Origin of the sequence: Sulfitobacter sp. M85 (genome assembly GCF_029285915.1) — a bacterium.
Lineage (GTDB): Bacteria > Pseudomonadota > Alphaproteobacteria > Rhodobacterales > Rhodobacteraceae > Sulfitobacter > Sulfitobacter faviae.
On the sequence record NZ_JABECQ010000007.1, the window covers coordinates 71,592 to 85,414 of the forward strand.

Sequence of the window (13,823 nt, forward strand, 5' to 3'; positions counted from 1 at the left end):
CCCATGGGCGCGCTGTTCGAGGCGGCTTGGCCGGAAAGCCATCCACAAACTCCCAAGCGGGGGCCACAGAACGCGGATGACAGAAAAGGAAGACGCATGTTTGCGGTCATCAAGACAGGCGGCAAGCAATACAAGGTTCAAGCAGGCGATATGCTGCGCGTTGAACGTATTGCGGCCAATGCTGGCGAAACGGTCCAGTTCAACGAAGTTCTGATGCTGGGCGGCGACAGCCCCGTGCTCGGCGCGCCCACGGTCAAGGACGCAGGCGTTCAGGCCGAAGTCGTCGATCAGATCAAGGGCGAAAAGGTCATCAACTTCGTCAAGCGCCGCCGGAAGCACTCTTCCAAGCGCACCAAGGGTCACCGTCAGAAGCTGACGCTGGTCAAGATCACCGACATTCTCGCCTCCGGCGCAGAGAAGTCGGGCGTATCCGAAGCTGTCGGCACCGGTTCCGTAAGCGCCGCCGCCGTGGCTGCCATCACCGGCAAGACCGATGAGGCTGCGCAGATCAAGAAGGCCAAGAAGGCGAAAGCCACCAAGGCCGCTCCGAAAGCCGAGAAAGCCGACCAGATGTCGGAAGCCGGCGCGGACGACCTGAAGGCGCTGAGCGGCGTTGGCCCTGCACTTGAGAAAAAGCTGCACGAAGCGGGCATCACCTCCTTCGCTCAAATCGCAGCATGGACCGAAGCGGATATCGCTGAAGTTGACGAGAAACTGTCTTTCAAAGGCCGTATCCAGCGTGAAGGCTGGGTCGAACAGGCCAAAGAAAAGACCAAAGGCTAAGGAGAGACCGAGATGGCACATAAAAAAGCAGGCGGTTCATCCCGTAACGGGCGCGACTCAGCTGGTCGTCGCCTTGGCGTGAAAAAATACGGCGGCGAAGCCGTCATCCCCGGCAACATCATCGTGCGTCAGCGCGGCACCAAGTTTTGGCCTGCCGAAGGCGTTGGCATGGGCAAGGATCACACGATCTTTGCAACCGTCGACGGCGCTGTGACCTTCCACAAAGGTCTGAAAAACCGCACGTTCATTTCGGTTCTGCCACGCGCGGAGGCCGCTGAATAAGCCGTACCCCAAAGGGTTTGAAAAAATCAGGGATCGGCGATACCGCCGGTCCCTTTTTCTTTTTCGGAAAGACCCCCGATGTTTTTAGTTTCCAGTTCAGGGCCCATTGGCCTGCCGGGCCGTTTCTCCGCTCTTTGCGGACCGCGGCTGAATTTTGATAAAGTCGTTACATTCGGCAGGGAGGAATATGTCGAATGTGTCAACGCCTCGGCGCGCGGGTTACGCGCGATCGGGGCAGGGGCGGCCCGTCTGGCCAAAGGCCCCCAATCCAGTCTGTTCGGAGGAGGAACATGACGATGCAGTTGGAAGCGATTGTGAACCAACCCCTTATTGAGACTGAGCGGTTTGACCTGCGTCCGGTGCGCCGGTCCGACATGGGTATGATTGAGATGTATGCCAGCGACCCGCGGGTCGCCAATGCCACATCCTCAATCCCGCATCCGCTGCCGCCCGGCAGTGTCGAGGCCTATGTCACCCGCGCCATGTCCGATGACCGTGAAGAAGACGTCTGGGTCATGGATGGCACCCGGGCGGACAGTTCCGAGGTGATGGGCGTGATCTCCCTCACCCGGCTGGACCGCAACCAATCCGAAATCGGCTATTGGGTGGCACCGGCGTTCTGGAACACGCATCTTGCCTCTGACGCGGTGCAGGCTTTGGTAAACGCCAACCCCTTGGGCAATGACGCGCTTTTTGCCTCTGTTTTCCATGACAACCCGGCCTCGGCCAAGGTGCTGACCAATGCGGGCTTTGTCTATCTCGGCGACGCGGAAACCTATTGCTTGGCCCGCGATGCTGCCGTACCCACATGGACCTATAGCCGCAAGCTGTAGCTCCGTTTCCCGTGCCTGAAAGGCAAGACCATGAAGTTTCTCGACCTCTGCAAAGTCTACATCCGATCCGGTGCCGGGGGCGGCGGCTGTGTGTCGTTCCGGCGTGAGAAATACATCGAATATGGCGGCCCGGATGGCGGCGACGGCGGCACCGGCGGCTCGGTCTGGGCCGAGGCGGTCGATGGGCTGAACACGCTGATCGACTTTCGCTATCAGCAACACTTCTTTGCCAAGAACGGCCAGCCCGGCATGGGCAAACAGCGCACCGGTAAGGACGGTGAGGATATCATCCTGCGGGTGCCCGTGGGCACGGAGATCCTTGATGAGGATCAGGAAACCGTGATCGCCGATCTGACCGAGCTTGGCCAGCGCGTGCAGCTTGCGCGCGGCGGTAATGGCGGCTGGGGCAACTTGCATTTCAAATCCGCCACCAACCAAGCCCCCCGCCGCTCGAACCCCGGGCAAGAAGGGGTGGAGCGGACGCTCTGGCTGCGGCTCAAGCTGATTGCCGACGTGGGGCTTTTGGGCCTGCCTAACGCGGGCAAGTCGACCTTCCTCGCGACCACGTCGAACGCGCGGCCCAAGATTGCCGATTACCCTTTCACCACGCTGCACCCGAACCTTGGGGTCGTCGGCGTCGATAACACTGAATTCGTCGTGGCGGACATTCCCGGCCTTATCGAAGGTGCCTCCGAAGGGCGCGGGTTGGGTGACCTTTTCCTAGGCCACGTAGAGCGTTGCGCGGTGTTGTTGCACTTGATCGACGGCACCTCGGAAACCGTGGCCGAGGATTACCACACCATCATTGGAGAGCTGGAAGCCTATGGCGGCGATCTGGCGGAAAAACCGCGCGTCACCGTGTTGAACAAAGTTGACGCACTGGATGAGGAAGAGCGCGCAAGTCGTTTGAAAGAATTGGAAAAAGCCTCAGGCGCTGACGTGATGATGATGTCCAGCGTCGCGGGTGAAGGCGTGACCGAAGTGTTGCGAACTTTGCGCCAGAACATCGACGATGACCGCCTGCGTTTTCGCAGCACCGAGGAAGAGACACCTTGGCAACCCTAAGCACCGCCCGCCGCGTCGTCATCAAGATCGGCTCCGCCCTTCTGGTGGACCGCGATAGCGGCAATCTGCGCCGGGATTGGCTGACTGGATTGGCGCAAGATGTCTTGTGGCTCAAGGGCTTAGGCTGCGATGTTGTGCTGGTATCCTCGGGCTCCATCGCGCTTGGCCGGGGTGTTCTGGGCCTTCCGCCGACCGTCTTGGCGCTGGAACAGGCGCAGGCCGCCGCGGCGGTGGGGCAAATCCGCCTTGCCCGGGCCTATGAAGAGGTGCTGGCCCCCCATGGGATCACCACGGCGCAGGTGCTGGTAACGTTGGAAGACAGCGCCAACCGCCGGCGCTACCTCAACAGCCGCGCGACCTTGGAGCAACTGCTCTCGCTCGGCGTCGTGCCCATCGTGAATGAGAATGACACGATCGCGACCGACGAAATCCGCTTTGGCGACAATGACCGTCTCGCCGCGCAGATCGCGGTGACGGTGGGCGCGGATCAGTTGATTTTGCTCTCCGATGTGGATGGTTTCTACAGTGCCAACCCCTCACAGGACCCGACCGCGAAACGCTATGATGTGATCGAGAGCATCACGCCCGAGATCGAGGCGATGGCCGGTGATGCCGGGTCGGGCCTGTCCAAAGGTGGCATGAAAACCAAGCTGATGGCCGCGCGCACGGCGACAACGGCGGGCTGTGCGATGGCGATCACCGATGGGTTCGTCATGCGCCCGCTCACCGCGCTCGAAAGTGGGGCGAATGCCACTTGGTTCAGCGCGCAGAGTGATCCGCAGGCCGCACGGAAACGGTGGATTGCGGCGATGAAACCGCGCGGGGCGGTGACCTTGGACGCCGGAGCCGTGGCGGCTTTGGCGCGGGGCACATCCCTTTTGCCGGCCGGGGTGACCGCCGTTGAGGGGCGTTTTGAACGGGGCGATAGCATCGCCATGTATGACCCCGCCGGTCATGCGGTGGGTCATGGTCTCAGCCGCTATTCGGCGGGGGAGATCGGGCAGATCAAAGGCCGCAAGAGCGCGGAGATCGAGGCGCTTTTGGGTTATCCCGGGCGGGCGGCTTTGATCCATCGGGACGATATGGCGCTTTAGGCGAAGGTGAAGATAGGGGCATAAGGCTATGAACGAAATCGAGAATATCTCCGAGCTGATGGCCGATATCGGCGCCCGCGCCCGTGCAGCGGCAGCGCAACTGGCAACCGCCACGGCCGAGAGGAAACACGCCGCCCTGATCAGCGCTGCCGATGCGGTCTGGAAAAACCGGGCCGAGATCATTGCCGCCAATGAGCAAGACCTCGCCTTTGGCCGCGACAAGGGGCTGTCGGATGCCATGATGGACCGGCTGATGCTGAACGAAGAGCGCATTCGCGGCATGGTCGACGGGCTGCGGTCGGTCGCGGAACAGGTCGATCCGGTGGGCGAGGTGATCGCTGAATGGGACCAGCCCTCGGGCCTTAACATCCAGCGCGTGCGCACGCCGCTTGGCGTGATCGGCGTGATCTATGAATCGCGCCCCAATGTGACGGCGGATGCCGGCGCGCTTTGTCTCAAAGCGGGCAATGCCGTGATCCTGCGCGGCGGGTCGGAAAGCTTTCATTCATCGCGCGCCATCCACGCCTGTCTGCAACAGGGGCTGCGCGATGCGGGCATGCCCGAAGACGCGGTGCAGTTGGTGCCGACGCGCGACCGGGCGGCGGTGCGTGAGATGCTGACGATGACGGATACCATCGACGTGATCGTGCCGCGCGGCGGCAAGGGGCTCGTCGGCTTGGTCCAGCGTGAGGCGCGGGTGCCGGTCTTTGCCCATCTGGAAGGCATCGTGCACATCTATATCGACGCCGAGGCGGACCCCGAAAAAGCCTTGAAGGTCGTGCTGAACGCCAAGACACGGCGGACGGGCATCTGCGGCGCGGCGGAATGTCTTTTGATCCATGAGGATGTCGCCAAGACCATTGGCAATGGCGTGATCCGGGCGCTGATCGACGCAGGCGTCGAAGTGCGCGCCGATACGGCCTTGCAGGATGTCCCCGGCACGGTCCCGGCCAGCGATGCGGATTGGGGGCAAGAATACCTCGATATGATCGTCGCGGCGCGGGTCGTCCCCGGTCTGGACGCTGCGATGGCGCATATTCGCGAGTATGGATCGGGGCATACCGATTGCATCCTGACCGAGAATGCGGAGACCGCTGCGGCGTTCTTCATTGGGCTGGATTCCGCGATCCTGATGCATAACGCCTCGACCCAATTCGCGGATGGGGGAGAGTTCGGCATGGGCGCAGAGATCGGCATCGCCACGGGCAAGCTTCATGCCCGCGGCCCCGTTGGCGCGGCGCAGTTGACGAGTTTCAAATACCTCGTGCGTGGCGAGGGGACTGTGCGCGGCTGACCGTCAGAAAGACAGGGTCAGTGCCGTATCGCTGTTGTCGAGCGTGATTTCTTTCCCCTGTGCTTCGGCCAGAATTGGCAAAAGCGCGAATTGAACCTGCGCGGGCTGTAGCGGCCGGTCCGGCCCGGGCTGTGTCAGCAGCGCCCAAAGTTCAGGGTCTATCGCGATTTTGTCAGCCTCGGCCAGTAGGGACCAATGGCCTGCCCCTTCGGCGATGGTGATCCGCCCGCCGTGGTGCAGGGCCGTTTCGATACAGAGCAGCGCGAGGAAGGCCATCCGCACGCTGTTGCGTGATTGGGAGCTTGTAACCTGCCAATCAACCTCAACCCGCGAGGCGGCATAGAGATCACGTAGGATCGAAGTCACCTCGTTCTGACCCATGGTCTGATCGCCCGCAGCCCCAAAGGCGATGCGGAAAAAGCGGATCCGGGCCGAAGCGCTTTCGACGCTTTGGCCGATCAAGGCAAGCTCAGGCCCCGGGGCGGCCCCGGTGCCCGCCATCTGAAGCAATTCAAGCCCGTTGTTGATGACCCCGATTGGCGATATCAAGTCGTGGCAAATGCGGCTGCCGATCAGGGCGGGCAGGTCGATGCTAAGCTGGCCCATGGTGGCCCCTTGGAATGATTGGAAATGGCATGGATGATCTGAACGCGCTGCTGACGCCGGGCATGTTGGTGATGCATCCGCAGCATCCCGAATGGGGCACGGGGCAGGTGCAAAGCAATATCGGCGGCAAGGTGACGGTCAACTTTCGCGACCAAGGCAAAGTGGTCATAGACAGCTTTCGTTTGGAATTAATGCCGGTCTTTGATGAGGGATGACCCTTTCCAAATCCTTAATGGTGGCAGAAAATTTTCTTAAAGCAACCATAGGGAGAGTAGCCGATTTCCGCTTTCCTCGCAACTGTTGCGCCCGCGCTACCGATTGCCTATCAGGCGGAGACTTTCATTTCGGGCATAGGATTGGCCGATGCCGCGGGGCTTAGCAGCAGATTTTCAGGTCAGATTAGCGCAGACGGAGGCCGATGTGCAGGCGGCACAGCGGCTGCGGTACGACGTTTTCGTGCGGGAGTTGGGCGGCGGTGGGCCGATGGTCGATCATGCCGCCGGGTTGGAGCGGGACCGGTTCGATCCCTACTTTGACCACCTGCTTTTGACCGACCGGCGCAGCGGTAAATTGGCGGGCGTCTACCGGGTGATGCGGGGCGATATGGCCGCGCGGGCAGGGGGCTTCTATTCGGCGGCGGAGTACGATCTAGCGCCGCTTGTCCAGTCGGGTCGTAAGCTGTTGGAATTGGGGCGCTCTTGCCTTGACCCCGCTTATCGCGGTGGCACGGCGATGCACCACCTTTGGGCCGCGCTAGCAGGCTATGTTGCCGAATATGAGATCGAGGTTCTCTTTGGCGTGGCGAGCTTTCATGGCACCGACACCGCGGCTCTGGCCGAGCCGCTTTCGCTTTTGCATCACCGGCATTTGGCGCCGCCCGAACTGCGGGTCCGCGCGCGCGAATATGCGCCCATGGACCTGATCCCCGAGCCCGAGTTGGACCGGCGCAAGGCCATGCTGGCGGTGCCGAGCTTGATCAAAGCCTACCTTCGGTTGGGGGGCACCGTGGGCGAGGGGGCCTATATCGACCGCGCCTTCAACACCACGGATGTTTGCCTGATCCTTGATACGAAACAGATGAGCGCGCGGCAGATGCGGTTCTATAACGGGAGCGCTGCATGAGCACGACTTGGGACAGCGACCAGCCGCCGCCAGAGCGGCGTTTGACCCTTGCAGGGATGCTGCGCGTCATGCTCCGCGGCGCGGTCTTGGCGCTTTTGGTTTTCGGCGGCTTGCTGGTCTTGCTGCTGCTGCGCTTGATCGAGCGGCCAATTTTTGGCCTGCATCGGCCCATCACCCCCCATATCACGCAGATGGTATGCCGCACGGCGTTCTGGGTGCTGGGCATGCGCTTTATCCGCCGCGGCACCCCGATGGAACGGCGCGGCGCGGTGGTGGCCAACCATACCTCATGGCTCGATATTTTTGCGCTGAATGCGGCCAAACGGATCTACTTCGTCTCTAAATCCGAGGTGGCGGGCTGGCCCGGCATCGGCTGGCTGGCACGGGCGACGGGTACCGTCTTTATCCGCCGCGACCGGGCCGAGGCGCGCACCCAGACAGAGGTGTTCCGGACGCGCCTCTTGGCCGGGCATAAGCTGCTGTTTTTCCCCGAGGGCACCAGCACCGACGGGCTTCAAGTGCTTCCCTTCAAGACCACGCTGTTCGAGGCCTTCTTTGACCCTGCCTTGCGGGATGAGATCGCGGTGCAGCCCGTCAGCGTCATCTACCACGCGCCGCAGGGTGAAGATCCGCGGTTTTATGGCTGGTGGGGGGATATGTCCTTTGGCGCGCATCTGCTAACGACGCTGGCCGCGGCCCGGCAGGGCGCGGTTGAGGTGGTCTATCACCCGCCGCTGCCCGTGGCCGAGTTCACCGGGCGCAAGGCGCTGGCGCAACGCTGCGAAGCGATTGTGCGCGCGGGCCATGCTCAGACAGGTGCTGATGGCGGGCCGCGCCTGCAATAAGCCCCTTGCGCTGCGCCGCGCGCTGGCCTATATGCGCCCCACTTGAACCCGCAGTCGGGGTTGGGCCTTTTGGGGAGAAATCCCAGATCGTCCGCCGGTTGGCAGCATGAGGCTGTCATACCCCCGATGAGGCTAAACCGGAAAGGTATAAAGACATGGCTCTTCCTGAGTTCTCCATGCGCCAACTGCTCGAAGCAGGCGTACACTTTGGTCACCAGACACAGCGCTGGAACCCCCGCATGGGCCCGTATATCTACGGCGCGCGCAACGGCATCCACATCATGGACCTCACACAGACCGTCCCCATGCTGGACGAAGCGTTGAAAGTGATCCGTGACACCGTCGCCAAGGGCGGCAGCGTTCTCTTCGTTGGCACCAAGCGTCAGGCCGCACAGCCGATCGCCGACGCCGCAGAGAAATGCGCACAGTACTACATGAACCACCGTTGGCTCGGCGGTACGCTGACCAACTGGCAGACCGTTTCGCAGTCGATCAACCGTCTGAAAAACATCGACGAACAGTCCGAGCGCGGTTTCGAAGGCCTGACCAAGAAAGAGCGTCTTGGCATGGAACGCGACCAAGCGAAGCTTGAAGCGTCGCTGGGCGGTATCCGCGAAATGGGCGGCCGTCCTGACCTGCTCTTCGTCATCGACGTGAAGAAAGAGTCGCTGGCCATTGCAGAAGCCAACAAGCTGGGCATCCCGGTTGTGGCCGTGGTTGATACCAACTGCTCGCCCGACGGTGTTGATTACATCATCCCCGGCAACGACGACGCGGCCCGCGCCATCGCGCTCTACTGCGATCTGGCATCGCGTGCTGCTCTCGACGGCATGTCGGCTCAGCTGGGTGCGGCAGGCGTTGATCTGGGCGCCATGGAAGAAGCTCCCGAAGAAGAAGCCGTGAGCGAAGAGAGCACCGGCGTCGAAATCGGCAACGCGTCCGAAGAGACTCTGCACGACGATGCCATGGGCAAAGATGCGCCTCTGGACATCGAATCCAAGAAAGAGACCGTCGCCAAAGCCGAAGGCTAAGCGTCACGGACCTGAAACACGGGGCAGGGTAACCTGCCCCGATTTCCACCAGAGGCGGGCCTTGGGCCTGCACCCGATTTCCAAAGGAGAACCAAGAGATGGCAATCACAGCATCCATGGTCAAGGAACTGCGCGACAGCACCGGCGCAGGCATGATGGACGCCAAGAAGGCACTGACAGAAAACGACGGCGACATGGAAGCCGCTGTCGACTGGCTGCGCACCAAAGGTCTGGCCAAAGCGGCGAAGAAATCCGGCCGTACCGCTGCCGAAGGTCTCGTGGCCGTTAAGGTCGAAGGCGGTCACGGTGTCGCGGTTGAGGTGAACTCCGAAACCGACTTCGTGGGCAAGAACGCTGAATTCCAATCCATGGTCAGCAACATCGCCGATGCCGCGCTGAAAGTGGACGATGTCGAAGCGCTGAAAGCGGCTGAGATCGACGGCAAATCCGTTGAAACCACCCTGACAGACGCCATCGCCAAAATCGGCGAGAACATGTCTCTGCGCCGCATGCAGAGCATCGAAGGCGAGACCGTCGTCTCCTACGTCCACAACGCCGCCGCACCCGGCATGGGCAAAATCGGCGTTCTGGTCGCCATGACCGGTGGCAACGAGGAACTGGGCAAGCAGATCGCGATGCACATCGCTGCTGTGAACCCCGCGTCGCTCTCCGAAGCTGATCTGGACCCAGCCGTGGTCGAGAAAGAAAAGCAGGTTCAGATGGACATCGCCCGCGAAAGCGGCAAGCCCGAAGCCGTGATCGAGAAAATGATCACTGGCCGCATGCAGAAGTACATGTCCGAAGTGACACTGGTGAACCAGTCCTTCGTCGTGAACCCTGACCTGACCGTCGGCAAGGCCGCTGAAGAAGCGGGTGCGACCATCACCGGTTTCGTGCGTCTGGAAGTTGGCGAAGGCATCGAAGTCGTCAAAGAAGACTTCGCAGCAGAAGTGGCGAAAGCCGCGAAAGGCTAAGCCTTCTCGACCTGAAGAATATGGGGCGGTGCATTCCGATGCGCCGCCCTTTTTCGTGGGCATTCATCGATAGCGACGCCGATAAAAACGACGGCTCGAAGTATCAGGGCAGGTTCTGGATGGGGCAGGGGAAGGATCCGGTCAGCCAGGCGAAAAATAAACCTGACTGAGACCGGCGAGCCAAAAAGCGCCTTGGTATTACAAGGATTTAAGGCCCGTCGTACCGCAGGTGCGAACACCCGCGATACTGGCGGACCATGGCCATCTACTACCTGAGGTGCCAGTAAGGTATTCCATACCCTAATATATTACGGATCCATCACGAACATCTGGTTGGCAAAGGCTGCTTTCAGCACCGCCTGGGCCGTCGTTTCGACCGACAAAGCCTCCCGTGCGAGGCGCAGGTGTTTTTCGACCGTAGGCGCCGTCAGGCCCATCAGCAGGGCGATATCCTGTGTAGTCTTGCCATCTCCGACCCATTGCAGCACCTCCAGTTGACGCCGCGTGAGGCTGCGGTTGGGGCTGCTATAGGGCAGGGAGAGAATTTTCAGATGCGCAATTTCATTCATCAGCTGAATGTCCGCGCCATGCGTGGCCCAAATCGCATCCACCTCATCCTGAGACAGGCCACGGCGCGCCGTTAGCGCAATCGCCCCCTTGGACCGGGCCGAGATCGAGCGGAAGCTGATCGTATAGCCCGCCGTCACATCCATGCTGGCGTTGAAGTCGATCACCCGTTTTTCGGTCTCCGACAGGCCATCGCGCTGCGTGATCTCCGCCAAGGTGCCCCAGCTACAAGCGCCTTCGTTGTTGAGTGCCCAACGCAGCATCGGCGCATTGAAGTAGAGCCCGCTGTGCAGGTAGCCGTTGAGGTATTCCGCGCTTTGATTGCTCAAAATCACGAAATCCGCCGGGTCGCCCAAAGAGGTCGGTGTGCGGTAGCGCGTAAAGCCGTAGATCAGCCGGTCGAACCCATAGTCTGCCATCTGTCGCGTATGGGCATCCCAGAGTGCTTCGATTGTCGGGCTATGCGCGATCTGATGCAGATAGTCGCGCAAAATCATCAGCTTACGATATGACGTTGAAGGGCTTGGATTGCCAGAACATAGCCATGAACGCCAAAGCCGCAGATCTGTCCAAGGGCCACAGGCGCGATATAAGACGTGTGGCGGAAACTCTCGCGCGCGTGAATATTGCTCAGATGCACTTCGACCACCGGCAGTCCGACAGAGGCGATGGCGTCCATCAGCGCGATGGAGGTATGGGTATAGGCGCCGGCATTCAGAATGATACCAGCATGTTGGCCGCGGGCCGCGTGGATCAGATCGATCAGGCTGCCTTCGTGGTTCGACTGCGCAAACTCCATCTCCAGACCCAGCCGCGCGGTTTCCTCGGCACAGAGCGCCTCAACATCCGCCAAGGTGGTCTTGCCATAGACCTCAGGCTGTCGCGTGCCCAGAAGGTTCAGGTTCGGGCCGTTCAAGATAAGTACAGACGCCATAATCACTCGCATTAAATCATCTAGATAGTGTTAACGGAGCAAAACTGGCGCTGTCCAGCGTCAGGTGGCATTGCGGTGCTACTGTGGCGAGAAAATCGCAACAACAGGGCTGGCATGGTGATATGTGAAACTGATAATCAGTATTATGTAAATAAAACGGTTCCTGAGAAGCGCTAGAAGAGTTTAACCCAAGGCATAACCCGCGCCGCGCACGGTTCGGATCGGGTCTCCGCCACCTTCGCGCGTCAATGCTTTGCGCAGTCGCGCGATATGAACGTCCACCGTGCGGGTATCGACATAGATGTCGCGGCCCCAAACGTGGTCGAGCAGTTGATCGCGGCTGAACACGCGCCCGGGTTTTTCCAGCAGCGTCGTCAGCAGCCGATACTCTGTCGGTCCCAGTTTCAGCTCGTTGCCCGCGCGGCTCACGCGGTGACGCTCCGGGTCAAGCTGGATGTCGTCAAAGCTCAGCAGCGCGCCTGCCGCTGCGGGACGTGTGCGGCGCAGCTGCGTGCGCACACGGGCCATGAGTTCGCGCAGGTTGTACGGCTTGATCACATAGTCGTCCGCGCCGGTTTCGAGCCCCCGCACGGTATCCACTTCCTCAGAGCGCGCGGAGAGCATGATGACTGGAATGTGCCGCGTCGCCTCGCGCGATTTGAGTTGGCGGCAAACTTCGATGCCGCTCATCAAAGGCATCATCCAATCGAGGATCACCAAATCCGGCGCAGCCTCTGAGACCAGAAGCATGGCTTCTTCGCCGTCTTCGGCCCGGCGCACCTCAAAGCCTTCGGCTTCGAGGTTATAGGCCAGCACCTCACGTTGCGCGGGTTCATCTTCTACCAGCAGAACTTGCGGTCGTGTGACGTCCATCGTCTCAGTCCTTCGTGGTGATCGAAGTGCGGTCGGCCTTGGGCCGGTCGTCCTCGGGCGTCTCACCGGTCACCAGATAGACAACCTGTTCGGCGATGGCGGTCACATGGTCACCCATACGTTCGACGTTTTTGGCGATGAAATGCAGATGCATACAGGCGGTGATGCTGCGCGGGTCTTCCATCATGAAGGTGAGGAATTCGCGGAAGAGCGCATTATACATCTGGTCGACATCTTCGTCGCGGGTGATCACATCCCGCGCAAGATCCGCGTCGCGCTGGATATAGGCGTCGAGCGCGTCTTTCAGCATCGCCTCAACCGCGCCAGCCATGCGGCGGATCGCGCCGGTGCTGTCGCTGACAGGCTCCATCTGGTTCAGGACGCTGGTGCGCTTGGCCATGTTTTTTGCATAGTCGCCAATACGTTCGAGGTTGGCGCTAATCTTGATGACGCTCAGCGTCAGACGCAGGTCGATCGCTGTGGGCGCGCGCAGCGCGATGACGCGGGCGGCGCTTTCGTTGATTTGCTCTTCCAGCCCGTCGATGGCCTTGTCCCCTGCCCGCACCTCATTGGCGAGCTCTTCGTCGCGGGTTTCGAGCGATTGCGCGCCGCGGCGAATGGCATCTTCGACCAGCCCGCCCATTTTGAGGATCTGCGCCTGAACGGCCTCCAGATCGCGGTCGAATGCTGATGCAATGTGTTGATCTGACATGATATTATCCAATACGGCCGGTGATGTAGCTTTCGGTGCGCGGATCTTGGGGCCGCGTGAAGATGTCGTCGGTGTCGCCAAATTCCACAAGGTTGCCGAGGTGGAAAAAGGCGGTTTTCTGGCTCACCCGCGCGGCCTGTTGCATGGAGTGCGTGACGATCACGACGGAGTAGTTCTGCCGCAATTCGTCAATCAATTCCTCGACTTGCGCGGTGGCGATGGGGTCGAGGGCCGAGCATGGTTCGTCCATCAAGAGCACTTCGGGCTCTGTTGCCACGGCGCGGGCGATGCACAGACGCTGCTGTTGGCCGCCCGAGAGGCCGGTGCCCGGTGCGTGCAGACGGTCCTTCACCTCGTTCCAGATCGCGCCCCGGCGCAGGGCCTGTTCGACGATATCGTCGAGGTCGGCCTTATTGCGGGCCAGCCCGTGGATGCGGGGGCCGTAGGCCACGTTGTCGTAGATCGACTTTGGAAAGGGGTTCGGTTTTTGAAAAACCATACCCACTTTGGCGCGCAGCTGCACCGGGTCGACCCGTTTGTCATAGATGTCTTCGCCATCGATACGGATGTCGCCGGTCACGCGGGCCACATCAATTGTGTCGTTCATCCTATTGATACAACGCAGAAAAGTCGATTTGCCGCAGCCCGAAGGGCCGATAAAGGCGGTCACGGTTTTGTCGTTGATGTCGATGTCCACGTCGCGAATGGCGTGGCTGTCACCGTAGTAGACCTGCACTTTGCGGGCCGCGATCTTGACGGGTTGGGTTGTCACGTCACTCTCCGAATATCTGTTGTCTTTCATGGTCCC

17 protein-coding genes are annotated in these 13,823 nt (G+C 60.9%); 11 read left to right on the forward strand and 6 right to left on the reverse strand.

What is annotated here, in order from left to right:
* Window positions 1-96: 96 nt before the first annotated feature.
* From HKX24_RS13990 to HKX24_RS14015, 6 genes are all read left to right on the forward strand, one after another.
* Window positions 97-783, forward strand: coding sequence for a 50S ribosomal protein L21 (locus HKX24_RS13990; RefSeq protein ID WP_067262097.1), 687 nt, complete (start codon window positions 97-99; stop codon window positions 781-783).
* Between the two features lie 12 nt (window positions 784-795).
* On the forward strand, window positions 796-1,065 hold the full coding sequence (rpmA, locus tag HKX24_RS13995; RefSeq protein ID WP_067262095.1) for a 50S ribosomal protein L27: 270 nt from the start codon (window positions 796-798) through the stop codon (window positions 1,063-1,065).
* 296 nt (window positions 1,066-1,361) lie between these two features.
* Entirely contained in the window at window positions 1,362-1,898 is a 537-nt protein-coding gene (locus HKX24_RS14000) for a GNAT family N-acetyltransferase (RefSeq protein ID WP_067262104.1), read from the forward strand.
* A 30-nt stretch (window positions 1,899-1,928) separates the two neighbouring features.
* On the forward strand, window positions 1,929-2,963 hold the full coding sequence (gene obgE, locus HKX24_RS14005; protein WP_271693769.1) for a GTPase ObgE: 1,035 nt from the start codon (window positions 1,929-1,931) through the stop codon (window positions 2,961-2,963).
* Window positions 2,951-4,057 carry a glutamate 5-kinase gene (gene proB, locus HKX24_RS14010; RefSeq protein WP_271693770.1) on the forward strand — a complete coding sequence of 369 codons (1,107 nt, stop codon included), beginning with the start codon at window positions 2,951-2,953 and terminating at the stop codon, window positions 4,055-4,057. The genes obgE and proB overlap by 13 nt, the downstream gene beginning before the upstream one ends.
* Before the next feature lie 28 nt (window positions 4,058-4,085).
* Window positions 4,086-5,351 carry a glutamate-5-semialdehyde dehydrogenase gene (locus tag HKX24_RS14015; protein WP_271691294.1) on the forward strand — a complete coding sequence of 422 codons (1,266 nt, stop codon included), beginning with the start codon at window positions 4,086-4,088 and terminating at the stop codon, window positions 5,349-5,351.
* Window positions 5,352-5,354: 3 nt separating this feature from the next.
* Here the strand turns inward: HKX24_RS14015 and HKX24_RS14020 are convergent, their stop codons facing one another.
* A complete protein-coding gene (locus tag HKX24_RS14020; protein ID WP_276154063.1) occupies window positions 5,355-5,957 on the reverse strand; it encodes a histidine phosphotransferase family protein in 603 nt (200 codons plus the stop codon).
* A gap of 29 nt (window positions 5,958-5,986) precedes the next feature.
* Here HKX24_RS14020 and HKX24_RS14025 point away from each other — a divergent pair, with 29 nt between their 5' ends.
* The 5 genes from HKX24_RS14025 (at window position 5,987) to tsf (ending at window position 9,929) form a co-directional block, all read left to right on the forward strand.
* Window positions 5,987-6,172: a DUF3553 domain-containing protein gene (locus HKX24_RS14025; protein WP_067262087.1), complete on the forward strand. Its 186-nt coding sequence runs from the start codon at window positions 5,987-5,989 to the stop codon at window positions 6,170-6,172.
* 148 nt (window positions 6,173-6,320) lie between these two features.
* Window positions 6,321-7,079 carry a GNAT family N-acyltransferase gene (locus HKX24_RS14030; RefSeq protein WP_271691296.1) on the forward strand — a complete coding sequence of 253 codons (759 nt, stop codon included), beginning with the start codon at window positions 6,321-6,323 and terminating at the stop codon, window positions 7,077-7,079.
* Entirely contained in the window at window positions 7,076-7,924 is an 849-nt protein-coding gene (locus HKX24_RS14035; protein ID WP_271691297.1) for a lysophospholipid acyltransferase family protein, read from the forward strand. The genes HKX24_RS14030 and HKX24_RS14035 overlap by 4 nt, the downstream gene beginning before the upstream one ends.
* A 155-nt stretch (window positions 7,925-8,079) precedes the next feature.
* Complete coding sequence (rpsB, locus tag HKX24_RS14040) at window positions 8,080-8,955, forward strand: 30S ribosomal protein S2 (RefSeq protein WP_067262080.1); 876 nt, start codon at window positions 8,080-8,082, stop codon at window positions 8,953-8,955.
* A 98-nt stretch (window positions 8,956-9,053) separates the two neighbouring features.
* A complete protein-coding gene (gene tsf / locus HKX24_RS14045) occupies window positions 9,054-9,929 on the forward strand; it encodes a translation elongation factor Ts (RefSeq protein WP_067262078.1) in 876 nt (291 codons plus the stop codon).
* 308 nt (window positions 9,930-10,237) lie between these two features.
* Here the strand turns inward: tsf and HKX24_RS14050 are convergent, their stop codons facing one another.
* The 5 genes from HKX24_RS14050 to pstB all read right to left on the reverse strand — a co-directional run bounded on the left by HKX24_RS14050 (window position 10,238) and on the right by pstB (window position 13,817).
* Window positions 10,238-10,993 carry a LuxR family transcriptional regulator gene (locus HKX24_RS14050; protein ID WP_271691298.1) on the reverse strand — a complete coding sequence of 252 codons (756 nt, stop codon included), beginning with the start codon at window positions 10,991-10,993 and terminating at the stop codon, window positions 10,238-10,240.
* Window positions 10,993-11,430, reverse strand: coding sequence for a type II 3-dehydroquinate dehydratase (gene aroQ / locus HKX24_RS14055; protein WP_271691299.1), 438 nt, complete (start codon window positions 11,428-11,430; stop codon window positions 10,993-10,995). The genes HKX24_RS14050 and aroQ overlap by 1 nt, the downstream gene beginning before the upstream one ends.
* A 183-nt stretch (window positions 11,431-11,613) precedes the next feature.
* The gene (phoB, locus tag HKX24_RS14060) at window positions 11,614-12,303 is read right to left on the reverse strand and encodes a phosphate regulon transcriptional regulator PhoB (RefSeq protein ID WP_067266767.1); all 690 of its coding nucleotides are present in this window, start codon (window positions 12,301-12,303) and stop codon (window positions 11,614-11,616) included.
* Window positions 12,304-12,307: 4 nt separating this feature from the next.
* Window positions 12,308-13,015 (reverse strand): phosphate signaling complex protein PhoU, encoded by a 708-nt coding sequence (gene phoU / locus HKX24_RS14065; protein ID WP_209217798.1) that lies wholly within the window; start codon window positions 13,013-13,015, stop codon window positions 12,308-12,310.
* A gap of 4 nt (window positions 13,016-13,019) precedes the next feature.
* Complete coding sequence (gene pstB / locus HKX24_RS14070) at window positions 13,020-13,817, reverse strand: phosphate ABC transporter ATP-binding protein PstB (protein WP_271691301.1); 798 nt, start codon at window positions 13,815-13,817, stop codon at window positions 13,020-13,022.
* Between the last annotated feature and the right edge of the window lie 6 nt (window positions 13,818-13,823).